Annotated in this window: 27 protein-coding genes and 2 tRNA genes; 5 read left to right on the top strand and 24 right to left on the bottom strand. The window is 62.2% G+C overall.

The features are described 5' to 3' along the window. Positions 1–25: 25 nt before the first annotated feature. Complete coding sequence (locus tag R2N16_RS20015) at positions 26–403, bottom strand: hypothetical protein (protein ID WP_316667862.1); 378 nt, start codon at positions 401–403, stop codon at positions 26–28. 314 nt (positions 404–717) lie between these two features. On the opposite strand from R2N16_RS20015, the gene R2N16_RS20010 reads away from it, so the two are divergent. Further along, positions 718–1656 carry an aldose epimerase family protein gene (locus R2N16_RS20010; protein ID WP_316668008.1) on the top strand — a complete coding sequence of 313 codons (939 nt, stop codon included), beginning with the start codon at positions 718–720 and terminating at the stop codon, positions 1654–1656. Positions 1657–1665: 9 nt separating this feature from the next. Here the strand turns inward: R2N16_RS20010 and R2N16_RS20005 are convergent, their stop codons facing one another. Then, on the bottom strand, positions 1666–2001 hold the full coding sequence (locus R2N16_RS20005) for a carboxymuconolactone decarboxylase family protein (RefSeq protein WP_316667859.1): 336 nt from the start codon (positions 1999–2001) through the stop codon (positions 1666–1668). 115 nt (positions 2002–2116) lie between these two features. Here R2N16_RS20005 and R2N16_RS20000 point away from each other — a divergent pair, with 115 nt between their 5' ends. Continuing rightward, positions 2117–3055, top strand: a complete 939-nt coding sequence (locus R2N16_RS20000) for an AraC family transcriptional regulator (protein WP_316667858.1) — start codon at positions 2117–2119, stop codon at positions 3053–3055. Here R2N16_RS20000 and R2N16_RS19995 read toward each other — a convergent pair. Together R2N16_RS19995 and R2N16_RS19990 are read right to left on the bottom strand one after the other, a co-directional pair. Then, the gene (locus R2N16_RS19995; protein WP_316667856.1) at positions 3052–3507 is read right to left on the bottom strand and encodes a MerR family transcriptional regulator; all 456 of its coding nucleotides are present in this window, start codon (positions 3505–3507) and stop codon (positions 3052–3054) included. The two genes, R2N16_RS20000 and R2N16_RS19995, sit on opposite strands and share 4 nt — an antisense overlap. Beyond that, the gene (locus tag R2N16_RS19990; RefSeq protein WP_316667854.1) at positions 3500–3925 is read right to left on the bottom strand and encodes a nuclear transport factor 2 family protein; all 426 of its coding nucleotides are present in this window, start codon (positions 3923–3925) and stop codon (positions 3500–3502) included. Before R2N16_RS19990 ends, R2N16_RS19995 begins: the two co-directional genes overlap by 8 nt. A 165-nt stretch (positions 3926–4090) precedes the next feature. Between R2N16_RS19990 and R2N16_RS19985 the strand changes: the two genes are divergently transcribed. Next, a tRNA-Pro gene (locus R2N16_RS19985) sits at positions 4091–4167 on the top strand. Between the two features lie 78 nt (positions 4168–4245). On the opposite strand, the gene R2N16_RS19980 is transcribed toward R2N16_RS19985, so the two are convergent. The 15 genes from R2N16_RS19980 to R2N16_RS19910 form a co-directional block, all read right to left on the bottom strand. After that, the gene (locus R2N16_RS19980; RefSeq protein ID WP_316667852.1) at positions 4246–4677 is read right to left on the bottom strand and encodes a MerR family transcriptional regulator; all 432 of its coding nucleotides are present in this window, start codon (positions 4675–4677) and stop codon (positions 4246–4248) included. 71 nt (positions 4678–4748) lie between these two features. After that, a complete protein-coding gene (locus R2N16_RS19975) occupies positions 4749–5165 on the bottom strand; it encodes an integration host factor subunit alpha (protein ID WP_316667850.1) in 417 nt (138 codons plus the stop codon). 78 nt (positions 5166–5243) lie between these two features. Then, complete coding sequence (gene pheT, locus R2N16_RS19970) at positions 5244–7673, bottom strand: phenylalanine--tRNA ligase subunit beta (protein WP_316667848.1); 2430 nt, start codon at positions 7671–7673, stop codon at positions 5244–5246. A 55-nt stretch (positions 7674–7728) separates the two neighbouring features. Then, positions 7729–8757, bottom strand: a complete 1029-nt coding sequence (gene pheS / locus R2N16_RS19965) for a phenylalanine--tRNA ligase subunit alpha (protein WP_260802717.1) — start codon at positions 8755–8757, stop codon at positions 7729–7731. Positions 8758–8895: 138 nt separating this feature from the next. Then, the gene (gene rplT / locus R2N16_RS19960) at positions 8896–9252 is read right to left on the bottom strand and encodes a 50S ribosomal protein L20 (RefSeq protein WP_004636001.1); all 357 of its coding nucleotides are present in this window, start codon (positions 9250–9252) and stop codon (positions 8896–8898) included. A gap of 28 nt (positions 9253–9280) precedes the next feature. Beyond that, positions 9281–9478 (bottom strand): 50S ribosomal protein L35, encoded by a 198-nt coding sequence (rpmI, locus tag R2N16_RS19955; RefSeq protein WP_004636003.1) that lies wholly within the window; start codon positions 9476–9478, stop codon positions 9281–9283. A gap of 167 nt (positions 9479–9645) precedes the next feature. Beyond that, entirely contained in the window at positions 9646–10167 is a 522-nt protein-coding gene (infC, locus tag R2N16_RS19950) for a translation initiation factor IF-3 (RefSeq protein WP_428984151.1), read from the bottom strand. 42 nt (positions 10168–10209) lie between these two features. Then, complete coding sequence (thrS, locus tag R2N16_RS19945) at positions 10210–12117, bottom strand: threonine--tRNA ligase (RefSeq protein ID WP_316667845.1); 1908 nt, start codon at positions 12115–12117, stop codon at positions 10210–10212. A 376-nt stretch (positions 12118–12493) separates the two neighbouring features. Beyond that, positions 12494–12570, bottom strand: a tRNA-Val gene (locus tag R2N16_RS19940). Positions 12571–12592: 22 nt separating this feature from the next. Further along, entirely contained in the window at positions 12593–14818 is a 2226-nt protein-coding gene (locus R2N16_RS19935; RefSeq protein WP_316667843.1) for a RelA/SpoT family protein, read from the bottom strand. Positions 14819–14845: 27 nt separating this feature from the next. Next, a complete protein-coding gene (locus tag R2N16_RS19930) occupies positions 14846–15214 on the bottom strand; it encodes a RidA family protein (RefSeq protein ID WP_316667842.1) in 369 nt (122 codons plus the stop codon). 32 nt (positions 15215–15246) lie between these two features. Next, positions 15247–16116, bottom strand: a complete 870-nt coding sequence (locus tag R2N16_RS19925; protein WP_316667840.1) for an alpha/beta fold hydrolase — start codon at positions 16114–16116, stop codon at positions 15247–15249. Positions 16117–16261: 145 nt separating this feature from the next. Next, complete coding sequence (locus tag R2N16_RS19920; RefSeq protein ID WP_065856452.1) at positions 16262–17041, bottom strand: 3-hydroxybutyrate dehydrogenase; 780 nt, start codon at positions 17039–17041, stop codon at positions 16262–16264. Between the two features lie 22 nt (positions 17042–17063). Then, positions 17064–17699, bottom strand: a complete 636-nt coding sequence (locus R2N16_RS19915) for a 3-oxoacid CoA-transferase subunit B (protein WP_316667837.1) — start codon at positions 17697–17699, stop codon at positions 17064–17066. A gap of 10 nt (positions 17700–17709) precedes the next feature. Beyond that, positions 17710–18423, bottom strand: coding sequence for a CoA transferase subunit A (locus R2N16_RS19910; RefSeq protein WP_316667834.1), 714 nt, complete (start codon positions 18421–18423; stop codon positions 17710–17712). A gap of 153 nt (positions 18424–18576) precedes the next feature. Between R2N16_RS19910 and R2N16_RS19905 the strand changes: the two genes are divergently transcribed. Continuing rightward, complete coding sequence (locus R2N16_RS19905) at positions 18577–19122, top strand: LuxR C-terminal-related transcriptional regulator (protein WP_316667832.1); 546 nt, start codon at positions 18577–18579, stop codon at positions 19120–19122. Positions 19123–19134: 12 nt separating this feature from the next. On the opposite strand, the gene R2N16_RS19900 is transcribed toward R2N16_RS19905, so the two are convergent. Then, positions 19135–19920 carry an SDR family oxidoreductase gene (locus tag R2N16_RS19900; RefSeq protein WP_004636023.1) on the bottom strand — a complete coding sequence of 262 codons (786 nt, stop codon included), beginning with the start codon at positions 19918–19920 and terminating at the stop codon, positions 19135–19137. A gap of 210 nt (positions 19921–20130) precedes the next feature. Between R2N16_RS19900 and R2N16_RS19895 the strand changes: the two genes are divergently transcribed. Next, on the top strand, positions 20131–21816 hold the full coding sequence (locus R2N16_RS19895; RefSeq protein WP_316667829.1) for an electron transfer flavoprotein-ubiquinone oxidoreductase: 1686 nt from the start codon (positions 20131–20133) through the stop codon (positions 21814–21816). A gap of 67 nt (positions 21817–21883) precedes the next feature. Here R2N16_RS19895 and aroC read toward each other — a convergent pair whose 3' ends face one another. From aroC to R2N16_RS19875, 4 genes are all read right to left on the bottom strand, one after another. Further along, positions 21884–22984, bottom strand: coding sequence for a chorismate synthase (gene aroC, locus R2N16_RS19890; protein WP_316667828.1), 1101 nt, complete (start codon positions 22982–22984; stop codon positions 21884–21886). Positions 22985–23069: 85 nt separating this feature from the next. Then, positions 23070–23483 (bottom strand): FKBP-type peptidyl-prolyl cis-trans isomerase, encoded by a 414-nt coding sequence (locus R2N16_RS19885; RefSeq protein ID WP_316667826.1) that lies wholly within the window; start codon positions 23481–23483, stop codon positions 23070–23072. A gap of 93 nt (positions 23484–23576) precedes the next feature. Continuing rightward, a complete protein-coding gene (locus R2N16_RS19880) occupies positions 23577–25484 on the bottom strand; it encodes an MFS transporter (RefSeq protein ID WP_316667824.1) in 1908 nt (635 codons plus the stop codon). A gap of 82 nt (positions 25485–25566) precedes the next feature. Further along, positions 25567–26022 carry a CBS domain-containing protein gene (locus R2N16_RS19875; protein ID WP_009240853.1) on the bottom strand — a complete coding sequence of 152 codons (456 nt, stop codon included), beginning with the start codon at positions 26020–26022 and terminating at the stop codon, positions 25567–25569. Between the last annotated feature and the right edge of the window lie 83 nt (positions 26023–26105).

Here is a 26105-nt window from a genome sequence, read left to right as displayed (position 1 = left end):
GAATGAGGGGATGGGAGAAGGCGATTTAGCGGCCGATATCGTGCGCCACGGCGCCGAGTTCGTCGTTCAGCGCGCGCTGCTCATCGCCGGACAAGCCGCCGCGATGCTGGCTGGCCATGTCATTGGCTTCCTGGCGGATGCGGCGCAGGCGGTCGCGCAGGCCATCAGCGCGGTACGGATCGATGTAGCCCTGCGATTGGCGTACATCGACGCGATGGAATTCTTCCGCGAGGCGGCCCTGCACTTGATCGAAGCGGGCGCGCGGGTCCACCGGCGCAGGCGCCGCGACCGGAACCGGCTCACGCACCACAACCGTTCGCGTTGGCTGCGGCGGCGCCACGACACAGCCGGCCATGGAGGCCGCCAGTACAGCGCACAGGGTCAGACGCGGGAGAATCGACATGATTGGGCTCGTATTGTCGTTGTGGAAACGCGCAGTTGCGCGGGAACTGGCGCTATCTTACGAACCGCTTCACGCAAAGCTGTGACGATTGGTAACAGCAGATTACTTGCTCGACACCTCCGGTGGCTCGACTGGCGGCGGCGGTTCATCGGGCGATGGCAGATCTGGGGGAATCCCCGGCGGCGAAGGCTCGTCGGGCTGGGGAACGGTATGTGCGGGCAGCATGCAATTGACGGACATGGTTTCCCTCCGGGCAAAACGCATTGACAATCTAGTACGCGATTCCCATGCCAACAAGCCACTCCGCCCAGCCCATGCACGACCTGCCCACCGCCCGCTTTCAGGACCGCACGCTCATCCGCATCGGTGACCGGCACACCGACGGCTCCATGCTGCTGCTCGCCCCCGAAGCCGGCGGCCGGTTGGTGCGTTGGCGCCATCGCGGCGAAGACGTCCTTTTCTGGCCCGAACCGGCCGATTGGTCCAATCCTGCCAAGGTCCGTGGCGGCAATCCGCTGCTGTTTCCCTTCATCGGCCGGCATTTCGTGGATGGCGAGATCGGTCGCTGGCGCGACGCGCGCGGACAACTTCACGCACTGCCGCAACACGGCTTTGCACGCGACCTGCCGTTCAAGGTGGAAGACGCGAGCGACGCGCACATCGTCCTCCTGCTGTCCGACAGCCCCGAGACGCGCCAAGGCTATCCGTTTGCCTTTGAATTTCGCGTGACGTACCGGCTGATTCACGATGGGCTGGAAGCCGTCTTCTCCGTCAAGCATCTGGACGAAGGCGACGCGCATGCGCCGATGCCGTTCTACGCCGGTCATCATTTCTACCTCGCGCTACCGCATGCATTGCGTGGCGCGACGGAGCTGTCGATGCCGCCGACGCGGCTGTCGCGCCAACTGTCCGATGGCAGTCTCGACAGACCCGAGCCGGGCCGCAGGACCTACCAGCTCGACGACCCAGCGCTGCAAGACCGCTATCACCTGCTCGATGACGCCGGCGCAGCCACGCTGGTCATCCCGCCGCATTCAGACGCGCCGCTCGGCCGGCGCATTCGTTTCGAGGTAGACGGCGCACCGGTACCCTGGCACGCCATCACCACCTGGACGGAAAACGCCACATCCGACTTCTACTGCATCGAACCATGGATGGGCCTGCCAAATGCGATCCACCACGGCGAAGGCCTGCACCTGCTCGCCCCCGGGGAGGCCCGACAGGCAACCTGCCGTCTGCGGATCGCACGCTAACCGACTCCGTCAGGTCTTCTCGTAGGCCTGCACCGCGTCCATCACGCGCGCCGAGTACACCAACGCTGCCCCGGCATTGAGCGAAATCGCCACGCTGAGCGCGTCGGCAATCTCCTCGTGCGTTGCGCCATGCTTGATCGCCTCGGCCGTATGCACGGTGATACAGCCATCGCAACGCGTGGTCACCGCCACAGCCAGCGCAATCAACTCGCGTGTCTTCGCATCCAGGCTGCCGGTCGTCGCAGCCGACAGCGTCTTGTAGCCCTTCACCGTATCCGGCGTGATTTGACCGATCTCGCCAATGCGACCCAGCAATTCCTTCCGATACTCGACCCAATTCAGCATGATGTGCTCCGGTGGTGTGGCGCTGGCCCGATGCCGGCGCCCTTGGGAAGAGTATTGCCTTCAATGGCGATCCATTGAATACTTGTTTCACGAAATTTTTGTCGAAATCGTCTCAATGGACGCGCTCAGCCAATTCATTCAGCTCACCCGGCCACAGGCCAGTCTCGATTTGCGCTGCCTGTTCCAGGGGCCGTTCTCGATCCCGCACGATCTGGAACCGAATGACCAAGTCCTGTTCCACCTCGTCCTGTCGGGCAGTTGCCTGGTCGACACCGGCGGCCGCACGCTCACGCTGCGCGAAGGCGATTTCATCCTCTTCCCGCGCGGCGCAGCACACACGATTCATGACCCCGGCGCTGCGGACACGCCCACCCGCAAGCCCCGCACATCGCACGACGGCATGCTGCCGCTTCGCCAAACCGGCCGGGGTGCCGCCGAGGTCGACCTGCTCTGCGGACGCTTCGTTCACGAGCACGGATCGACCACGTTGCTGGTACGTACGTTGCCCGATCCGCTGCACGTGTCATTGCGCGATAGCGCGTCGTTTCCGGCGCTGCAAGCACTCATTGGGCTGATGCGCGACGAAGCCGAAACGCGCGCGCCCGGCGCGCTGGCGATCGTCACCTCACTGAGCCAGGCGCTGCTGACAATGGCACTGCGCGTCTACGGCCAGCGGGAAAACGCGAGCCCCGGCACGCTGACGCTGCTGTCGGACGCGCGCCTCGGGCCCTCCATACAGGCCCTGCTCAGCGCGCCCGAACGCGCGTGGACCATCGACACCCTCGCCGATCTGGCGGCCATGTCACGCGCCACCTACGCGCGACACTTCAAGGCGCGAGCCGACATGACGGTGTGGGACTTCCTCACGCGTGTGCGCATGACACTCGCGTGCGATGCGTTGATTCATACAGGGCTCAGTGCAGGCGAAATCGGCGCGCGTGTCGGTTACCAATCCGAGGCGGCGTTCGGCAAAGCGTTCAAGCAGCAACTGGGGATGACGCCGGCGCGGTATCGGCGGGCAACGGATCGATCATCGCCGCCGCCACCTCGCTAGCGCGAGGGCTTGCGGCGAGTGCTGGTTTTCGCGGTGCTTTGCGACAGGCTGGGCTCGCGTGCCGGGCGTGTTCCCGTGGCCACCCATTCACCGTAGAAATCGATCTTGCCGTCGATCAGCGCGAGCGAGCGCGTCCACTCGGCAATCGTCTGCGTCACCTGCGCACGATGCGCAACCAGCAACGCATGCCGAGCCTTCAAGGTGCTGCGGCCTTCGCACACCAGCGCCGTGTATTCGCGCATCTGTGCGACCGACATCCCCGTGTCGCGCAGGCGCTCCATCAACTCGAGCCAGTTGACGTGCTGCTCGGTGTAGACACGTCGCCCCGTTGCATTACGCGCAACACCAGGAATCAGGCCCTGCGCCTCGTACCAACGAATCGTATGAATGCTGCGGCCCGTGCGTTCAGCCAAGGCACCGATCAGCAAATGCGCCGGATCGCGCTCAGCCATGGGACTCGGTGGAGACATCCGCCGGATCGCCGAGCGCCCGGTTGACGAGATCGGTGTCGAAGTATTCGATCAGCTCGCGCATCTTGCCCTCGTGCATGCGGATGACGAAACAGTACTGATTGTTATAGGAGACGCCGTCGCGCGTCGTGTTGCGACCTTGCGCTTCCACGACCACGGTATCGCCATCGGCAGTAAACCGCTTGGCAACCGTCGTGATGCGCCCGAGCTTTGCGCGCAGCGGAGCCAACAGTTCGTCCAGCACCGTCTGCTTGCCTGCATAGCGTCGCGACCACCGCGTCGTACCGGTACACACCCAGCAGAAATCATCTGCCATGAGATCAACGAAGGGCTTGGCGTTGCTCGCAGCCAGTTCGGCAAAAGCCGTCTGCAAGATCTGCTTGTTCTCGAGCGCGTTCATTGCGAGTCTCCTAGGGGGAACGCTTCGATTACAGGTGCTAGAGCGCACTCTAGCGCAAGGACTTTCTTTGCCGCCGCCAGGTACAGCACGACCCTACGGCGCTTGATCGAACTACGAGCGAACCACTAGTCATCGGCGCTGCCCCTCTGTTATACTTTCAGGCTTCGGGGCGTAGCGCAGCCTGGTAGCGTACCTGCATGGGGTGCAGGTGGTCGGAGGTTCAAATCCTCTCGCCCCGACCAAAACAAAAGCCCGCGTAACGGATCACGTTACGCGGGCTTTTTCGTTTCTATCTGCGCACTTCTTGTCGCGATATCGGCTTATGGCTTGTCGGTACGCAGCACTTCCAGCACGGCCGACAGCGCACGCCGCAAGCTCTGTACATCAACCGACCCGCTCGCAGCGGCAGGCATCGGCGCCGCAACTTCCATTTCCGGCTCATCGGCCTCGGCTGGCGACGCAGCACTCACGCCATGCCGCAACTCATCCAACCGATTGCGCGCGCCATTGATCGTGAAGCCCTGCTCGTACAGCAGCTCGCGGATACGCCGGATCAGCAGCACTTCATGATGCTGGTAGTAGCGCCGATTGCCGCGTCGCTTGACCGGCTTGAGCTGCGTGAACTCCTGCTCCCAATAGCGCAGCACGTGCGGCTTGACGGCGCACAGGTCGCTCACTTCACCAATGGTGAAGTAGCGTTTGGCAGGAATCGGCGGCAGGTTGACCCGCTCCGTATGTTTATCGGCGGCCATACAGGACTGAACTACAGGGCTGGCGAAAGAAGCGAATTGAACGGACAGCTGAGCGAAATCACGCTGCAGAATTACGCAACGTCGACCGGCAGGGGCTCGACTCGCTCTTCAACGAGCGCCTTGAGCTTCTGGCTCGCATGGAACGTAACGACGCGACGCGCGGTGATGGGGATGATCTCCCCCGTCTTTGGATTTCGGCCCGGGCGCTGCGGCTTGTCTCGCAACTGGAAGTTACCGAAGCCGGACAGCTTGACGCTATCACCTTGTTCGAGCGCCTCGCGAATCACGTCGAAAAACGCTTCGACCATGTCCTTCGATTCACGCTTGTTCAAGCCGACCTGCTCGAACAGCATCTCGGCAAGCTCGGCCTTGGTAAGCGTCGGCACCTCCTGACCGCGCGCGTCACGCGCGTCGGCCAATGCTGCCGAAGAAGAACCGAGCGAGTCGCCCAAGGATGCCGCCAACGCGGGCGCGTGTTGATCGTTCATAGGATTCGCTTAGCGTATTCGATCCGAATGCGGAGGTTCGTTCGAGCTGTCTCTAGCGCAGTGCGGACGTCTGAGACGTCAAGCGCGCAGGCGCGCGCCGAATGCATCGCCGGCCGCTCGAATCAGTTGCTGTGTGGCGGCCTCGACAATGTCGTCCTGAAGGGTGCTGTCAGTATCTTGCAACGTAATTCTGAAGGCAAGGCTTTTCTCCTGCGCCCCAATGGCAGCCGTGGCGGCCTTCGGACGGAACTCATCGAACAGCACAACGCCCTGCAGATAACGCTGCCACGGGGTACCGACGGCCGCTTTCTCGAACGTGTCGACCAGATCCTGCACGGCCACATCCTGACGCACGACCAGCGCGACATCGCGCGTTACGGCCGGCACGCGCGGCACTTCACGATACTTCGGCAGGCCGACTGCGGTGATCGCGTCAAGCTCCACTTCCCACACCACCGGCGCAGTGGGCAAATCGTACTTCTGCAGCCAACGCGGATGCAGTTCACCGATCCAGCCCACGGCACGACCGTTGAGCACTACGCGCGCGGAGCGGCCCGGATGCAGCGCGGGATGCTCAGCGCGCTCGAAACGCGCCTGCAGCGGCCACAGCAGCGACTCGACATCGCCCTTCACATCGAAGAAATCAACCGGGCGTGTCTGCACGCCCCACTGCTCTTCCTTGGCCGGACCATACGCAATGCCGCCCGCCATCATCGGCTGTGCGTAGCCGGCGATCGACAGACCACCATCGGCGACACCCGCATCGCGGAGAAACACGCGCCCCACCTCGAACATGCGCACGCGCGAAGCCTTGCGGTTCAGGTTGTAGCGCACCTTGTCGAGCAGCCCCCCGATGAGCGTGCTGCGCATCACCGAGTACTGGCTGGCAATCGGGTTCAGCAGCGCAATGGGGTTGGTGTTGCCGGCAAAGTCGGCCTCCCATTCGGTTTCGACAAAAGCGAAGTTGACGACCTCGTGATAGTCGCGCGCAGCCACGGCATGACGCACATCGTGCATCGTGCGGCGTGCCTCGTCGGTCGGGCGCATCGCGCTCTCGGCCACCGGCGGCTTGGCGGGAATTTGCTCGAAACCGTAGATGCGGGCGACCTCTTCGATCAGGTCTTCCTCGATTTCCAGGTCGAAGCGATACGACGGTGGTTCGACGATAAACACATCGCCGTCCACGCTGAACGTGAGGCCAAGGCGCTTGAACACGTCCGCCACGACGTCGTGCGACAGCGGAATACCGAGCACACGCGCTGCACGTGCGACACGCATGCGCACCGGCTCGCGCTTGGGCAGATTGATGATCTGATCGTCGATCGGGCCAGCGTGGCCACCGCAGATTTCGAGGATCAGCGCGCTGATGCGCTCGATGTGCTCAACGGTGGTCGCGTAGTCGACGCCGCGCTCGAAGCGATGGCCTGCATCGGTCGAGAAGTTATAGCGGCGCGCGCGGCCTTGAATAGCCGCCGGCCACCAGAATGCTGCCTCGACGTAGATGTTCTGCGTGTCGAGCGTGACGGCAGTCTTGTCGCCGCCCATGATGCCGGCGAGGCTTTCGATCGCCTCTTCGTCCGAGATCACGCCGACCTTTTCGTCGACGGTGATGGTGTCGCCGTTGAGCAGCTTCAACTCTTCGCCGGCCTTGCCCCAGCGCACCGTCAGGCCGCCGTGGATCTTGTCCAGGTCGAATACGTGGGACGGACGACCCAGCTCCAGCATCACGTAGTTAGAAATATCGACCAGCGCCGACACGCTGCGCATGCCAGCGCGCTCGATGCGCGAGACCATCCAGGCCGGCGTCTTCGCATGCGCGTTCACGCCGCGGATGATGCGGCCCGAAAAGCGACCGCACAGGTCCGGCGCTTCCACCTTCACCGGGAGCTTGTCCGCCAGCGTCACCACCACGGGCGCCATCGACGGCACCGTGATCGGCGCGCCCGTCAGCGCGGATACTTCACGTGCCACGCCGTGGATCGACAGGCAGTCCGCCTTGTTGGGCGTGAGCTTGATGATGAAGATCTGGTCGTCCAGATCGAGCACCTTGCGGATGTCTTCGCCCACCGGCGTGTCTTCCGGCAGGATCAGCAGACCGCCGTGATCCTCCGAGAGCTTCAGCTCGCGTGCCGAACACAGCATGCCGTAGCTCTCCACGCCACGCAGCTTGCCGATCTTGATCTTGAACGGCTTGCCATCTTCGCCCGGCGGCAACTCGGCACCCACCATTGCGCACGGTACCTTGATGCCGACCGACACGTTCGGCGCGCCGCAGACGATCTGCAGCAACTCGCCAGTGCCCGCATCGACCTTACACACGTTGAGCCGATCGGCATCCGGGTGCTTGCTCACCTCGACCACATGACCGACGACGATCTGCGAGAACGGCGGTGCAACGGGATCGACCTCTTCCACCTCGAGGCCAGCCATCGTCAGGCGATGGGAGAGTTCATCCGTGGTGATCGACGGATTGACGAAACTGCGAAGCCAGGATTCCGGAAATTGCATGGCGCGACAGGAAAGAGAATTCGATTAACGGGGCGGCAAAAACAGCGAACGGCGCTTACGCGAACTGGCGCAGGAAACGCACATCGCCCTCAAAGAACAGGCGCAGATCGTTGATGCCATAGCGCAGCATCGTCAGGCGCTCCAGGCCGGAGCCGAACGCAAAGCCGATGTAGCGCTCAGGGTCCAGGCCCATGTTGCGCACCACGGTCGGGTGCACCTGGCCGGAACCGGAAATCTCCAGCCATTTGCCGTTGCCGAACGCCATATCGATCTCAGCCGACGGCTCGGTGAATGGGAAGTACGACGGACGGAAACGCACCTGGATGTCATCCCGCTCAAAGAAGTTGCGCAGGAAATCGGTATAGACGCCCTTCAGGTCGGCAAAGCTGATGTTGTCGGCAATCCAGAGACCTTCGACCTGATGGAACATCGGCGAGTGCGTGGCATCGCTGTCGACGCGGTACGTGCGGCCCGGCGCGATGACCTTGATGGGGGGAATGCGGTCGAGGTGCTTGTATTTCTCAACGTGCATGCGAGCGTAGCGCACCTGCATCGGGCTGGTGTGCGTGCGCAGCAGCAGGAGCTTGTCTTCGCTGTCGCGACCGTCGATGTAGAACGTGTCCTGCATCGAGCGCGCCGGATGATTGTCCGGGTTATTCAGCGCCGTGAAGTTCATCCAGTCAGATTCGATTTCGGGGCCGTCAGCCACATCGAAACCGATCGAGCCGAAGATCTTGGCGACCCGCTCCCAGGTGTTCATCACCGGGTGCAGGCTGCCCTCGGCCACGTCGCGGCCGGGCAGTGTTACGTCGATCGCCTCGGCGGCCAGGCGCGCGTTCATCAGCGCATCGGCCAGCGCCTGACGGCGAGCTGTCAACGCCTCTTCAACGCGGCTCTTGGCCTGGTTGATGCGCGCGCCTTCAGACTTGCGTGTCTCCGGATCGAGCTTGCCCAAGCCTTTGAGCAAGTCGGTCAGCACGCCGGACTTACCGAGAAAGCGTGCCTTCTCGTTTTCCAGCGAGGCGTTATCCTCCACGGAGGCAAACGCGTTTTGGGCATCGACGACGACTTGATCCAGATCCAGTGACATGGGAAGGCGAGCGAAAAAATTCGGGTGATTCGGAAATGCGGAATAAAAAACGGGGCTCGGTGAGAGCCCCGTCAGGGTGATCAGCCGGCAAAGTTACTGGGCAATTCCAGCAGCCCGCCCGGCCAATCCAATTCAGGCGACGTTGGCTTTCACCTGGTTCACGATGGCAGCAAAAGCCACCTTGTCGTGAATGGCCATGTCCGACAGCACCTTGCGGTCCAGCTCGATGGACGCCTTCTTCAGGCCGTTCATGAACTTGCTGTAGGTCAGACCATGCTCGCGTGCGCCAGCGTTGATACGTGCAATCCAGAGCGCGCGGAACACGCGCTTCTTGTTGCGACGATCGCGGTAAGCGTACTGGCCAGCACGCATAACCGCCTGCTTGGCGATGCGATAGACGTTATTGCGGCGGCCGCGGAAACCCTTGGCTGCGCTGATAACCTTCTTATGACGGGCCCGCGCTGTGACCCCACGTTTTACTCGAGGCATGAAATGCTCCTTTCGTAGTTAGTTAGGGTTAGGCGTACGGCATCATTGCGCGAACGGACTTCAGGTTCGTCTCATGGACGCCCTCGGTACCGCGCAGGTGACGCTTGTTCTTGGTGGTCTTCTTGGTCAGGATGTGACGCTTGAAGGCTTGGCCACGTTTGATCGTGCCACCAGGACGGGCAGTAAAGCGCTTGGAGGCGCTTTTCTTCGTCTTCATCTTCGGCATGGAACAACTCCGTTTTTGACATGAAGCCAGGTGGACGGCTGGCGCCGACACTTGCAAGACCCGGGCTCACTTGTTGTATCGCGGCAGGCTTTAACACCTGCCGCGTTTTCCGACGTTTCCGTCTGGAACCTGCTCAGCGCAACCGGAATCGTCCGGCCGCCACTGCATTACTTCTTCTTCTTGGGTGCCAACATCATCACTGCCTGGCGCCCTTCCATCTTCGGCATCTGCTCAACCTGGCCGAATTCCTCCAGGTCAGTCTTGATACGCTCCAGCACGCGCATACCGATTTCCTGGTGAGCCATTTCGCGGCCTCGGAAACGCAAGGTAACCTTTACCCTGTCGCCATCCTCCAGAAAGCGCGTTGCGTTGCGCAGCTTGACGCCGTAGTCGTTATCGTCGGTACCAGGGCGGAACTTGACTTCCTTCACCTGGATGACCTTCTGCTTCAGCTTGGCCTCGTGGGCCTTCTTCTGTTCCTGATACTTGAACTTGCCATAGTCCATCAGGCGGCAGACGGGCGGCTGCGCGGTCGGCGCGATCTCGACCAAATCGACGTCTTTCTCTTCTGCAAGACGCAGTGCGTCGAACAGTTTGACGATGCCGAGCGCTTCTCCCTCAACCCCGGTCAGCCGGATTTCCGGTGCGCTGATCTCGCGGTTGATGCGGTGAGATTTCTCAGTAGCGATGTTGATGTCCTCAAAGAATCAAAAAAACAGGCCGTGCCCAGCTCATGACTTGTTGGCGAGATCGTTCTGCAGTCGCTCAACGAACGCCGACAGCGGCATGGAGCCTAGATCGACGTTGCCACGGGCACGCACGGCCACCTGATTTTCATCCCGCTCTTTGTCGCCAACCACAACCTGGTAGGGAACCTTCTGCACGGAATGCTCGCGGATTTTATACCCAATCTTCTCATTCCGCAAATCAACGACCGCCCTAAATCCTTGTTTTTGCAGGGATTGCACAACGGATTGTGCGTACTCGGCGTGCGAATCGGTGATGCTGAGCACCGCAACCTGCACGGGCGAAAGCCACGTCGGCAGCGCTCCGGCATATTGCTCGATCAAGATACCGATAAAGCGCTCCAGGCTGCCGACGATGGCCCGGTGCAACATGATGGGACGATGGCGCGCGCCATCTTCGCCGACAAACTCGGCGTCCAGGCGCTCTGGGAGGTTCGGGTCGACCTGGATCGTGCCGCACTGCCACTGTCGGCCAAGCGCATCTTTAAGCACATATTCGATCTTCGGACCGTAGAACGCGCCCTCGCCCGGCAGGTACTCGAACTCGCAACCCGACGCGCGCAAGCCCTCGGCCAACGCAGCTTCGGCTCGGTCCCAGCTCTCCTCGGTGCCGATGCGCTTGTCCGGACGTGTCGACAGTTTGTAAAGAATCTCGGTAAAGCCAAAGTCCTTGTAGACCTTCTGCAGGAGCGTGGTAAACGCCGTCACCTCGGCCTGGATCATGTCTTCCGTACAGAAGATGTGACCATCGTCCTGCGTGAAGCCGCGCACACGCATGATGCCGTGCAGGCCACCCGAAGGCTCGTTGCGGTGGCACGCACCGAACTCGCCGAAGCGCAGCGGCAGGTCGCGGTAACTCTTGATGCCCTGCTTGTAGATGAGGATGTGGCCCGGGCAGTTCATCGGCTTGAGCGCGTATTCGCGCTTTTCCGATTCCGTGATGAACATGTTCTCGCGGTACTTGTCCCAGTGGCCGGTCTTCTCCCACAGCGTCTTGTCGAGAATCTGCGGCCCCTTCACTTCCTGATAGCCATTCTCGCGATACACGCGGCGCATGTACTGCTCAATCTCTTGCCACAGCGTCCAGCCCTTGGGGTGCCAGAACACCGTGCCGGGCGAGTACTCGTCGATATGGAACAGGTCGAGTTCGCGGCCGAGCTTGCGGTGGTCGCGCTTTTCGGCCTCTTCCAGCATGCGCAGGTAGGCTTCCTGGTCTTCCTTCTTGGCCCAGGCCGTGCCGTAGATGCGCTGGAGCATCTCGTTGTTGTGATCGCCGCGCCAGTAGGCGCCAGCCACCTTCATCAGCTTGAAGACCTTGAGCTTGCCCGTGGACGGCACGTGCGGGCCGCGGCAGAGGTCAACGAAATTGCCTTCGCGGTACAGGCCAATCTCTTGGTCTTCCGGAATAGAGGCGATAATCTCGGCCTTGTACTTCTCGCCCATGCCCTCGAACAGCTTGACGGCGTCGTCGCGGCTCAGCACTTCACGCGTGACCTTCTCGTCTTTCTTTGCGAGCTCACCCATCTTCTTCTCGATGGCGACGAGGTCCTCTGGCGTGAAGGGGCGCTTGTAGGCGAAGTCGTAGTAGAAGCCGTTCTCGATGACCGGACCGATGGTGACCTGCGCTTCCGGATACAGCTCCTTGACGGCGTAGGCCAGCAAGTGCGCCGTGGAGTGACGGATCACGTCGACGCCGTCGGCGTCTTTGTCGGTGATGATGGCGAGCTTGGCGTCGCGGTCGATCGTGTAGCTCGTGTCGACCATCTGGCCGTCCACACGGCCAGCCAGCGCGGCCTTAGCCAGACCCGCACCGATGCTCTGCGCCACTTCTGCCACCGTCACGGGGCCGGGAAACTCACGCCGGGAACCATCCGGCAACGTGATTGCGATCATGCTTGCTCCTGTGGAGTCACCGTCGCGCATTTCAGAGATGCGCAGCGGTCGTTATTCTGTCGTGCGCCGCGCCAAGTCAACGCAGCAGGTTGTCGAATCGAATGCTTCGAAGCGCTTTCTGCTTGATCGCCACGCGTGACACGAAACTGCGGACGAAAAAAAAACGCGGCCAAGGCCGCGTTTTCATTTGCGCCATCCACCGCCAGGGCAGACCGCAAAGGGCGAAAAACGCACCTTGACTACTGTCGCTCCGAAGCGGTTGTAGTTCGCGGTGCCTGAATCATATTTCGCCCTGTGTTCAGTTGTACGGGACAAGCCCGGGAATTGCGAGGATGACGGCTTGGACACCCTACCCGACGCGTCCTGCTAAATGCGTTGGTAGGCTCGATTGGACTCGAACCAACGACCCCCACCATGTCAAGGTGGTGCTCTAACCAGCTGAGCTACGAGCCTGCCGAAGAACGAAACTATACCGTCACTTCCTTCGGGCTGTCAACACCCCTTGCACCTCTTCGATCAAAGTCAGCGCGCGCTGCAGCTGCGTCGCCTCTGACACCTCTGCAGTGAACTGCATTTTCGCAACGCCCTTGCTCGACAGCGTGCGCACGCCAGTCACGTTGATCTTCTCGCGCGAGAGGATTTCCGAGATGTCGCGCAACAAGCCCTGCCGGTCCAGCGCCTCGACCTGGATGTCGATCGGGTAGACCGAATCGCTGCGTTGACCCCACTCCGTCTGGATCACGCGGCCCGGCGCCCGGGCGGCCAGTTGCTGGAACGTCGCACAACTCTGCCGGTGGATCGATACGCCGCGCCCGCGCGTGACAAAGCCAACGATGGGGTCCGGCGGTGCCGGCTTGCAGCAGCGCGACATCTGCGTGAGGAGTGAATCGACGCCCACCACCAACACGCCGCTCTTGGCGCCCCGGGCAACGCTGGTGGCACGGCTTTTCTTGGTAATGGCCGCCTCGTCATCGACGGGCGCAGGCGGCGGCGCCCCATCCGAGCGCAAGACAGCCTCGATGCGGCGCAGGCTCAGCTCGTCCTTGGCGACCACGGCATAGAGATCGTCCGGCGTCTTGTAGCCGAGCTTGGCAGCCAGCTCTTCCAAGTTGACAGCGGTCTTGCCCTCACGCTGCAACGTCTTGTCGATGAGCGCCCGGCCCTGCGCGAGCGTCTCTTCCAGCTCCATCGCGTTGAACCACGCACGCACTTTTGTGCGGGCACGCGGGCTGACAAGATAGTGCAGCTCGGTGTTCAGCCAATCGCGCGACGGCCCGCCCTGCTTGACGGTGACGATCTCGACGGTCTGGCCGTTCTTGAGCGGCGTGTTCAGCGGCACCATCGTGCCGTCGACGCGCGCGCCGCGGCAGCGGTGGCCGAGATCACTGTGCAGGTAGTAAGCGAAGTCGACCGGCGTGGCACCTTGCGGCAGCGCGATCACGCGCGCCTGCGGCGTCAGCACATAGATGTGGTCATCCAGCTCGGTGTGCTTGAGTTGCTCCCACGGGGAATCCTCATGCGCGACGGTGTGCTCGGCGTCATCCTTCCAGGCGAGTAGTTGACGCAGCCAGGCGATTTTCTCGTCGTAGCGTTCGCTCGCGGAGAACTGGCCGGCGTAGCCCTTGTTGCCCGCCTCCTTGTAACGCCAGTGCGCGGCCACGCCGTACTCGGCAAAGTGGTGCATCTCGCGCGTGCGGATCTGCACCTCCAGCGCACGGCCGTCGTCGCCGATCACCACCGTGTGCAGCGACATGTAGCCGTTGGCCTTCGGGCGCGAGATGTAGTCGTCGAACTCCTTCGGGATCGGCTGCCACATGTGGTGCACGAAACCGAGCACCGTGTAGCAATCCTTGATGTCGTCAACGATGACGCGGAAGGCGCGCACATCGTACAGATCGGCAAAGTCGAGTTCCTTGCCGCGCATCTTTTTCCAGATGCTGTAGATGTGCTTGGGCCGCCCGCTTACCTCGGCCTGAATGCCGGCGTCGTGCAAGGTCTTTTGCAACTGCGCGATGGCCTGTCCAATGAACTTCTCGCGCTCGATGCGTTTTTCATCCAGCAGGCGGGCGATGCGCTTGTAGGTGTCGGGATCCTCAAAGCGGAAGCCGAGGTCTTCAAGCTCCCACTTGAGCTGCCAGATGCCCAGGCGGTTAGCGAGCGGCGCGTAGATATCCAGCGTTTCGCGCGCCATGCCTTCCGGCGCCGAGCGCTTCGTCTGCGCGAGCCAGCGCAGCGACTGCAGCCGCGACGCCAGCCGGATCAACACCACGCGAATATCCTGCGCGAACGCGAGCAACATCTTGCGCAATGCCTCGACTTGGGCGCGGCGCGCTTCGGCTTCGTTCTTGCGCGTGATGCTGGCATCGGTGGGGCTGACGAGGCCCGCAATCGCGCCAATGCGCAGCAGTTGCCGCACGTCGTGCACGAGCTTGACAACCTCGGCACCGAACGCGGGCTCGAGCGCCTTTTCGTTGTCCATTGCCAGTGTGGGCAACAGAAACAGCGCGGCCGCCTGCAACGACGGCGCATCGACGCGCAACCCTTCAAGGATGGCGATCGTGCCGAGCGCGTGCGACTCCAGCGGCTCGCCGGTCAGCGTGACGCGGTCTGCGGCATTGGCCACGAGGTATTCGATTGCCCGTGCGACCTGCTCTGCCGTCGATCCGGGCCCCTCGGCCGGCCGTTCGGTCTTGTTGTCCATGATGCGTCCTGCTGTGACGCGACGGGCTCAGTTCTTCTGCGCGGCCGTCACGACGATTTCGATGCGGTACTTCGGATTGGCCAGTGCAGCCTCAACGGTGGCGCGCGGCGGCGAGTTCTTGGAATCGGCGGCGACCCATTGGTCCCACACCTTGTTCATCTCACCAATCTCGCTGATGTCTGTGAGGAAGATCTGACACATCAGGATGCGCGTCTTGTCGCTGCCATTAGCGGCCAGCACGCGATCGATGATGGCAAGCACTTCTGCCGTCTGTTCGGCAATGCCGGCGTCCAGCGTGGTCTCGGGCACCTGGCCGGCCAGGTAGACGACGCCGTTGTAGACGGCTGCGTCGGAATAGCGATGTTCGACGTTGTAACGCTTCAGTTCAGTGCTCATGCTGCAAATCGAATGGGGTCAAAAAAAAATGGTCATTGACCGAGGAAGAACTTGCGGGCGATCGCTACCTGATCCGGCTGGATGAAGGTCGGTGCATGGCCCACATCAGGAATTTCCACCGTATTCACATGCTGGCCGCGCTGCATCATGGCCTCGACGGTCTCGCGCGTGAGCAAGTCGGACTGCGCGCCGCGCACGACCAGCACCTCGCTGGGAATCGCCTCGAACAGCTTCCAGAGCGTGGCTTCGCCGGCGGCGACCATTTCGGGTGTGGTGTTCTTGAACGGCTCGGCCAGGCGCGGGTCGTAGTGCAGGATCCACTCGCCGCCCTGTGGTTTCAGGATTGCGGTATTCAACTCACGCCACTGCTCCGGCGTATGGGGGCCAAACGAAGCGCTGATGGTCTTGAGATACGCCAGCCCTTCATCGAAGGTCTTGAAGCGGACGTTCAGCCCGAGGTAAGCACCGATGCGCGTCAATGACGATTCCGTGACGCGCGGACCCACATCGTTGAGCAGCAACTTGCGAATCGGCGATTTCGGCAAGCCCGCCAAGCCAATGCCGATCAGGCCGCCCATCGACGTACCGAACCAGTCGACCGACTCGGCATTCAGGCGCGCGAGCAGCGTGACCATGTCGGACGCGTACTGCGGCAACACGTAGCCTTTCGGATCGGCCAGCCAATCGGAGCGCCCGCGGCCGACCACATCGGGACAGACGACGCGATAGTCGTTGCACAGCGCCTGCGCCAGCACGTCGAAATCGCGCCCCGTGCGCGAGAGGCCATGCACGCAAACCAGCACATGCGGATTCTGCGAATCGCCCCACTCGTGATACGCCATCCGGTGCAAGCCGGACGGACTCAGGCACTGCACGAAGGCAAGGCGTGGCGAAACTGGCATGAACAACTCCTACACGTGAATGACGGAGACAGCGAAGCCTGATTGTACGCGGGCCCGCAAGCATGCGGCGGCGCAACAGACATCCATGCCCATCAAAAACAAAAAAGCCTCGCCGCAGCGAGGCTCTTCTGAAACGCAGCTCGGCTTACTGCGCCACCCAGCCGCCATCCATGTTCCACGCCACGCCACGCACCTGTTCAGCCGCATCGCTGCACAGGAAAACCGCCAGTGCGCCGAGTTGATCGGGCGTAACGAACTCGCCCGAAGGCTGCTTTTCCATCAGCAGATCCTTCTTGGCTTCGAGCGCAGACAGGCCATCCTTCTCGGCGCGGGCATCGATCTGCTTCTGCACCAGCGGCGTCAGCACCCAGCCCGGGCAGATCGCGTTGGACGTAATGCCCGTCTGCGCCGTCTCCAGCGCCACCGATTTGGTAAAGCCGACGATACCGTGCTTGGCCGCCACGTACGCCGATTTCTGCGCCGATGCCACCAACCCATGCGCCGACGCGATATTGATGATGCGACCCCAGTTCTTGCGCTTCATCCCCGGCACGGCAAGCCGCGTCGTGTGGAAAGCCGAGGTGAGGTTGATGGCGATGATGGCGTCCCAGCGTTCGGTCGGGAAATCTTCCACGTTGGCCACGTACTGGATGCCGGCGTTGTTGACGAGGATGTCCACCCCGCCAAACTCTGCGTCGGCATAGGCGAACATTGCTTCGATCTCGGCAGGCTTGCTCATGTCGGCGCCGTGGTATCCGATGCGGATGGCGTTCTTGCCTGCAGCCGCGATCTGCGCCTTGGGCGCTTCCACATCGCCAAAGCCGTTCATGATGATGTTGGCGCCTTGCGCGGCCAGCGAGCAGGCGATACCCAGACCGATCCCGCTGGTCGAGCCCGTGACAAGGGCGGTTTTTCCTTGCAGCATGCGTGTCTCCGGATGTCAGCGATTACAGCAAGTTGACGCCACTCTTGGCCTGAATCTCTTCGCGCGAAACACCCGGCGCGGTTTCGATCAGCTTCAACCCCTGCTCGGTCACGTCGATCACGCCGAGGTCCGTAATGATGCGATCAACCACGCCCACGCCTGTCAGCGGCAGCGTGCACTTGGGCAACAGCTTCAGGTCTTCGGTGCCGTCCTTCTTCTTGGCGGTGTGTTCCATCAGCACGATCACGCGCTTGACGCCGGCCACAAGGTCCATCGCGCCGCCCATGCCCTTGACCATCTTGCCGGGGATCATCCAGTTGGCCAGGTCGCCCGTCTCGCTCACTTGCATCGCCCCGAGAATCGACAGGTTGATCTTGCCGCCGCGAATCATCGCAAAGCTCTGATCGCTGCCGAAGATGGCGCTGCCGGGCAGCGTAGTCACGGTCTGCTTGCCCGCATTGATGAGATCGGCGTCCACTTCGTCTTCCGTGGGGAATGGGCCGATGCCGAGCATGCCGTTCTCGCTTTGCAGCCAGACTTCCTTGTCGCCGGTGTGGTTGGCGACCAGCGTCGGGATACCGATGCCGAGGTTGACGTAGAAACCGTCTTGCAACTCCTGGGCAGCGCGCGCCGCCATTTGGTCTTGTGTCCAGGCCATGTCGGTCTCCTTAGTTGGCCGCGCCGTTGGTGGCACGAACGGTGCGCTTTTCGATGCGCTTTTCGGGCGTGGCGTTGAGCACGATGCGGTGCACGTAGATGCCGGGCAGATGGATGTCGTCCGGCGCAAGCTCGCCTACTTCAACGATCTCTTCGACTTCGACGATGCAGATCTTGCCGGCGGTTGCCGCAGCCGGGTTGAAGTTGCGCGCGGTCAGGTTGAAACGCAGGTTGCCGGACTTGTCGGCCACCTGCGCCTTCACCAGCGCCACATCGGGCACCAGCGAGCGCTCCATGACGTACGTCTCGCCGTCAAACTCGCGCAGCTCCTTGCCCTCGGCGACCAGCGTGCCGACGCCGGTCTTGGTGAAGAACGCCGGGATGCCGGCCCCGCCGGCACGCAGCTTCTCGGCCAGCGTGCCTTGCGGCGTAAATTCCAGCTCGAGTTCGCCAGCCAGGTACTGGCGTTCGAACTCCTTGTTCTCGCCCACATAGGACGAGATCATTTTCTTGATCTGGCGGGTTTCCAGCAACAGGCCAAGGCCGAAGCCGTCAACGCCCGCGTTGTTGGAGATGCACGTGAGGCCCTTGACGCCCGAATCCCGCAGCGCGGCAATCAGCGCTTCCGGAATGCCGCACAGGCCGAAGCCGCCCACGGCGATGGTCTGGCCGTCCTTGACGACGCCCGCGAGCGCCTCGCTGGCGCTGGCGAAGATTTTATTCATGCGTGCTCCTTCCTTGGTGGTCCAACAAATCCGGCAGGGTTTTGACCGATCACACGGTTGGGGTTTGTGCGATGCAGCGCCGGAAAATAGTAACGATACAATCTGGCGAGAATACGCAAGCGTCGCGCGACGCAGCAATACGTACGAATACATATGCCCGCCCTCGACTATCAGACTGCGTTCCAGCTTGCCCCTGTGGGCATGGTGATGTCCCGCGAGCGGGTGATGTTCGACGTCAACGACGAAGCCGCCCGCATCTTCGGCCACGCCCGCACCACCATGATCGGGCAATCCTTTGAACTGCTCTATCCGACGCACGACGAATACGAGCGCACCGGCGCGCGCATCATCCCCGTCATGAATGCGCGCGGCAGCTATTCTGACGAACGCATCATGAAGCGCGCCAATGGCGAACTGTTCTGGTGCCACGTCACAGGCCGCGCCCTGGACCGCGCCAAACCGCTGGGCGAAGGCATCTGGACGTTCGAAGATCTGTCAGCACATCGCCCCGTGACGGCAGCGCTCACGCCGCGCGAACGCGATATCGCCGCGCAGCTGGTCGAAGGCAAGACCAGCAAGCAGATCGGCAAACAGTTGGAGATCAGCCCGCGCACGGTGGAAATCTACCGCGCGCGCCTGATGAAGAAGTACGCCGCCAACACCTCGCTCGAGCTTGTGCAACGGCTGATGGGGCATTAAGCCCGCAGAGGCTTACACCATGCCGTCGTCGGCGTTGATGACGGCACCGTTGATGAAGTCCGACTGATCCGACGCCAACAGCAGAATCAGCCCATCCAGGTCTTCCGGCTTGCCAACGCGCTTGCGCGGCAGCATCTGCACAAGCTTCTGGCCAGGTTCGGTTTCCCAGTGGTGATGATTGATTTCGGTATCGATATAGCCCGGGCAGATCGCGTTGGTATTGATGCCGTAACGGCCCCACTCCAGCGCCATGGCTTTTGTCATGTGCACCACGGCCGCCTTGCTCATGCAATACACGCCAATTTGCGACAGCACCTTCAGCCCCGCCACCGACGCAATGTTGACGATGCGCGACTGCGGCAGCGGCGAGCCGTTCTTCTCTGCGCCCTTCGCTCGCGCGATCATGCGTTTGGCCGTTTCCTGCGCCACAAAGAAGGCGCCGCGCGTGTTGGTATCGAATACGAAATCGAAGTCGTCCGGCGTGACGTCCACCATGCGCTGCGTGGTCGAAACGCCCGAGTTGTTGACTAGGATATCGATCGTGCCGGCCTCAGTTTCGGCGTGGGCGATGGCCGATCGGATGCTGTCCGGATCCGTCACATCGAGGCGGACGACATGGGCGCTGCCGCCCTTCGATTCGATGTCGGCGCGCAGCTCTTTCAGGCGCTCGACACGGCGCGAGGCCAGCACGACTTTCGCGCCGGCGGCGGCCAGCGTGTGCGCAAAACGCGCGCCCAGGCCGCTCGACGCGCCCGTGATCAGCGCGACCTTGCCTTCCAGATTGATCGACAAACCCATGATGCGTGATCCCCGTGTGTTGGTTTTGGCAGCGCCGGGCTGCTCAGGAGCAACACCGGCATGTGATTTGCGCGCAGCTTAGCAAAAAATCGAACGATCGTTCAGAAATTTCCCTTGCCGCATCCGGGCGTGTCCCGGACAATGCGGAAAATTCTAATGCAGCAATCCGTCATACCAATAAGCAAACGCCCTACAAGCGAAGAGACACTTATGAACCAGCAGCAGCTCCTCGAACAATACGGCCCGCGAGAGTCCATGGAGTATGACGTCGTTGTCGTCGGCGGCGGCCCCGCCGGCTTGGCGACTGCGATTCGCATCAAGCAACTGGCCGCCGAGACGGGCAAGGACGTGTCCGTCGTCGTGCTGGAAAAAGGGTCCGAACCGGGCGCGCACATTCTTTCGGGCGCCGTGATGGACCCGCGCGCCATCACCGAACTGCTCCCGAACTGGAAGGCTGACGGCGCCCCGCTCAACCAGGCGGTCACCGGCGACGACGTGCTGTTCCTCAGCGAAACAGACTCGAAGCGTACGCCCGACTGGCTCGTGCCGCGCAACTTTCACAACCACGGCTGCTACGTGATCTCGCTGTCGAACGTGGTCAAGTGGATGGCCACGCAGGCCGAAGCGCTGGGCGTGGAAATTTTCCCGGGCTTCGCTGCTGCCGAAGTGCTGTATGACGACAAGGGTGCAGTGCGCGGCGTTGCCACCGGCAACATGGGCATCGGCAAGGACGGCGAGCCCACCGAGAACTTCCAGCTCGGCATGGAGTTGCTCGGCAAATACACCATCTTTGCAGAAGGCGCGCGCGGCCATCTCGGCCGCCAGTTGCTGGAGAAGTTCAAGCTCGACGCCGGCAAGGACCCGCAGACCTTCGCCATCGGCATCAAGGAACTCTGGGAAATCGATCCGGCCAAGGCCAAGCCCGGCCTCGTGGTGCACACCGCCGGCTGGCCGATGGAAGACGACACCTTCGGCGGCGGCTTCCTGTATCACCTGGAAGACAACAAGGTCACGCTCGGCTTCGTGATCGGGCTGGACTACAAGAACCCTTGGATGAGCCCGTTTGAAGAGATGCAGCGCTGGAAGGCCCACCCGGCCATCCGCGCGCACATCGAAGGGGGCAAGCGCATCGGCTACGGCGCACGCGCCATCAACAACGGCACGCCACAAGCGCTGCCCAAGACGGTGTTCCCAGGCGGCGCGCTGGTCGGTTGCGATGCCGGTTACCTGAACGCCGCACGCATCAAGGGCAGCCACGCGGCCATCAAGAGCGGTATGTTGTGCGGCGACGCCGTGTTCGAAGCCGTGACGGCTGGCCGTTCCGCTGACGAGCTGTCTGCCTACCCCGCCGCCTTCGAGCAGAGCTGGCTGAAGGAAGAACTGGACCAGTCGCGCAACTTCAAGCTGTGGTTCAAGAAGAGCCCGACGCTGGGCAAGATTATGACCGGCATCGAACAGTGGCTGCTGCCGAAGATTGGCGTCAGCAACCCGCCTTGGACGCTGCACGGCACGAAGTCGGACAACCAGTCGCTCAAGCTGGCATCGGAGAGTCCGAAGATCGAGTATCCGAAGCCGGACGGCAAGATTACGTTCGATCGCCTTTCGTCGGTGTTCATCTCGAACACCAACCACGAAGAAAACCAGCCGGCCCACCTGACGCTGAAGGACCCGACCGTTCCGACGCGCATCAACCTGGCGCAGTTTGCCGGCCCCGAGCAACGCTACTGCCCCGCTGGCGTGTATGAGTTCGTCAAGAACGATGAGGGCACAGAACGCCTGCAGATCAACGCGCAGAACTGTGTGCACTGCAAGACCTGCGACATCAAGGACCCGACGCAGAACATCGTGTGGGTCACGCCGGAAGGCGGTGGCGGCCCGAACTACGTCGGCATGTAGTCTTGGGCGACGGTCCAACAAAAAAGACGGCTTGAAGCCGTCTTTTTTGTTGCCTGAGCGAATCGATTCAGGAAACTTTTGCCTTAATCGCCGGCGTCTCGACCGACACATCGCCGCATTGCGCACGATGGCGCAACGCGTGATCGATCAGCACCAGCGCAAGCAGCGCCTCGCCGATCGGCGTGGCTCGGATGCCCACGCACGGGTCATGGCGACCGAACGTTTCGACCATCGCCGGATCGCCGGCCTTGTCGATCGAACGACGCGGCGTGCGAATGCTCGACGTCGGCTTGATCGCCAGCGACACAGAGATGTCCTGCCCCGTCGAAATCCCACCCAGGATGCCGCCGGCGTTGTTGCCGACGAAGCCCTCCGGCGTCAGCTCATCACCATGTTCGGAGCCGCGCTGCGCCACAGCGTGAAAGCCCGCGCCGATCTCAATGCCCTTCACCGCGTTCAAGCCCATCATGGCGTGGGCGATGTCGGCGTCCAGACGGTCGAACAACGGCTCGCCCCAGCCGACCGGCACGCCGGTGGCCACGACTTCAATGCGTGCACCGACGGAATCGCCGTCCTTGCGCAGTGCATCCATGTAGGTTTCCAGCTCGGGAACGATCTCGGCATTGGGCGCGAAGAACGGGTTGTTCGGCACCTCATTCCAGTCAATGAACGGGATCCGGATATCACCCAGTTGCGACATGAAGCCGTGGATTTCAATGCCGAACTTCTCACGCAGCCACTTCTTGGCGACGGCGCCTGCGGCCACCGTCGGTGCCGTCAGTCGTGCGGAAGAACGGCCGCCTCCGCGCGGGTCGCGGATGCCGTATTTGTGCCAGTAGGTGTAGTCGGCGTGGCCGGGGCGGAAGGTCTCGGCGATATTGCTGTAGTCCTTGCTGCGCTGGTCGGTATTGCGGATCAGCAGGCAAATCGGGGTGCCCGTGGTCTTGCCTTCGTACACGCCGGAGAGGATCTCGACGAGGTCTTCTTCCTTGCGCTGCGTAACGTGGCGCGAGGTGCCAGGCTTACGGCGATCCAGATCGGGCTGGATGTCTTCTGCCGACAGCGCCATGCCCGGCGGGCAGCCGTCGATGACAGCGCCGATGGCCGGGCCATGCGACTCGCCGAAGGTGGTGACGGAAAACAGCAGGCCCAGGGTATTGCCAGACATGATCGTGCTCAGGAAGGCGCCGCGACTGCCGCGGCGCGAGACATCGGGAAAACGCTATTGTAAGGCCGATCTATCGGCCACTTGGTCAGCCACCGATACCCAGCAGCTCGACCTCAAAGTTCAGCGTCGAATTGGGCGGAATCGTGCCTGGCACGCCGCGCTCGCCATAAGCGGTGGCTGCGGGGCAGGTCAGCTTGGCCTTGCCGCCTACCTGCATCTTCTGCACGCCTTCGGTCCAGCACGGAATCACGCGGTTCAGCGGGAACGAGATCGGCTGGCCGCGCTTGTAGGAGCTGTCAAACTCGGTACCGTTGGTAAGCGTGCCGCGGTAGTGCACCTTGACCGTGTCGCTGGCCTTGGGCGACGAGCCGGTGCCCTTGGTGAGCGTCTGGACGATCACACCGGAGGGCAGCGTCTCGGATGCAGGCGATGCGGCTTGCGCAGTAACAGCAGCCAGGGCAAGCAACGAAGCGCACAGCAGCGGGGAAACGTGTTTCATGGCAGATGACGGGAGAGTTGGAGGTCAGGAAAAGCCTGGAGGCCGATTGCAGGCCAACCGGCAGTGTATCGAATTCCGAAGGCGCGCCAGTCGCTAGAGGCGCTCCCCGCGCAGCGCCAGCACGGCGGCCTGCATCGCTTCCGGCGACACGGCATGCGCCGGTACCGGCGTGCCGATGCACAGCTCCAGCCTGTTGAGGAAACCGCGACGGAACGGACGCGACATCGCCGCCCCGCCCTTGCGCGAGAAAAAGCTGCCCCAGAGCCCGCGCAGCGCCATCGGCACCACCGGCACGGGTGTGCGCTCGATGATGCGGCGCATGCCGTCCTTGAACGGGTTCATCTCGCCCGTGGCGGTGATCTTGCCTTCGGGGAAGATGCAGACCACCTCGCCTTCCGCCAGCGCGGCCGCAATGGTGTCGTAGGCGCGCTTGAGCATCTCTGGATCTTCGTGTGTTGGCGCAATCGGAATCGCCTTGACCGTCCGGAAGAACCACGACAACACCGGCACCTTGAAGATGCGGTGGTCCATCACAAAACGCACAGGCCGGCGCACGAAGGCGCCCACCACCACGGCATCGACGAAGCTCACGTGGTTGCAGACGAGCAGGCATGGCCCTTCATGGGGAATCTGCTCGGAACCTTCGACCTTCACGCGGTAGACGGTATGGATCAGCAGCCACATCACAAAGCGGATCAGGAATTCCGGGACCAGCGAGTAGATGTAGATCGCCACCACTGCGTTGAGGATGCCGGTGACCAGGAACAACTGCGGAATCGTGAACCCGGCGCGCGTGAGCACCATTGCCAGCACGGCTGAAGCGATCATGAACAACGCGTTGAGGATGTTGTTGGCGGCAATGATGCGCGCGCGGTGCGTCGGTTCGCAGCGGCTCTGGATCAAGGCGTACAAGGGCACGCTGTAGAAGCCCCCGAACATCGCCAGCAGGAACAGATCGGCCAGCACGCGCCAATGGCGGTGATTCTGCAGGAAGCCGGAAATGCCCGTCAGCACGTCGTGCGCAACCAATGCCTCGGCATGCGAAGCGAAGTACAGGTCCACCGCAAATACCGTCATGCCGATCGAGCCAAACGGCACCAGGCCGATCTCCACCATGCGGCCCGAGAGCTTTTCGCACAGCACCGAGCCCAACCCGATGCCGACAGAAAACACGGCCAGCAGCAGCGTCACGACGTTCTGGTCGCCGCCGAGCACGTTGCGCGCAAAGGCAAAGAACGACGTCAGGAACGTCGCACCCACGAACCACAGCCACGAGATGCCCATCAGGCTCAGGAACACCGCGCGCTGGTTGCTCGCAAGCTTCAGGTTGCGCCAGGTCTCGGAGATGGGGTTCCAGTTGATGCGCAAGTCCGGCTGCGACGCCGGCGACACTGGCACACCGCGCGCCGTCAACCAGCCGGCCACCGCGATGACGATGCAGGCAATGCCCGTGAACATCGGGCCGATCAGCTCGCCGTTGCGCGTGTAGTTGGCCAGCTCGCCGCCGCCGATGGTCCCGATCAGGATGGCGACGAAGGTGCCCATTTCCACCAGCCCGTTGCCGCCCACCAGTTCTGTCGATTGCAGATGCTGGGGCAGATATGCGTACTTCACCGGCCCGAACAGTGTCGAGTGCACGCCCATCAAGAACGTGCACAGGTATAGCAGCTCAACGTGGCGCAGCGCAAAACCCGCGCAGCCGATCGCCATGATGGCGATTTCCAACGTCTTGACCAGACGGATCAGCCGCGCCTTGTCCATGCGATCGGCAATCTGCCCGCTGGTGGCCGACAGCAGCACAAACGGCGCGATGAAGATCGCAGAAATCAGGAACGCCGCCGAAGCCGGGTCCGCATTGCCGAACAGCGCAGCGTGGTACGTGACCAACGAGGAAAACGCCACCTTGAAAACGTTGTCGTTCATCGCGCCCAGGAACTGGGTCCAGAAAAACGGTGCAAAGCGACGCTGCTTCAGCAGGGAAAACTGGCTCGATTGGCTCATCGGCAGGAAGTTCGGGGTTCAACAAAAAACCCGCTCGCAACGGCGGGCGGGTTTCGGGAATGCGGTAAAGAGATCGCGCAGATCAGTCTTCGTTGGCCTTTTCTTCCGGCCAATCGCGAATGTACGCCTTGAGCATCTTGTTTTCGAAACTTTGGTCTTCCAGCACGGCCTTGGCCACGTCGTAGAAGGAAATCACGCCCATCAGCGTGCGGCTGTCGAGCACCGGCAGGTAGCGCACATGGTGCTCCAGCATGATGCGGCGCACTTCGTTGACCTCGGTTTCGGGCGTGCAGGTAACGGGATGATCGTCCATCACCTTGCGGATGGTGGTGCCGTCGCCCACGGAACCGTGGTTCTTGGCGACAACCTTGATGATCTCTCGGAAGGTCAGCATGCCGACCAGCTCGCCGTACTCCATGACCACGAGCGAGCCGATGTCTTTTTCCGCCATCGTCTGCACGGCCACCTGGAGCTTGGTTTCAGGTGCCACGGTATAGAGCGTGTTGCCCTTCACGTGGAGGATGTCGCTGACTTTCATAGTGCGTCTCCCAGGGTTCGGGGTGCCGGTCTGCCGGGGAGCGACCGCGCGCGGGTTGTGGTTATGGTTGTGTTTCGATCCTA

This window comes from Ralstonia psammae (genome assembly GCF_958405935.1).
Classification (GTDB): Bacteria; Pseudomonadota; Gammaproteobacteria; order Burkholderiales; family Burkholderiaceae; genus Ralstonia; species Ralstonia psammae.
The sequence above is the reverse complement of the archived record's forward strand: the minus strand, read 5'-3'. Positions and strand labels throughout refer to the sequence as shown.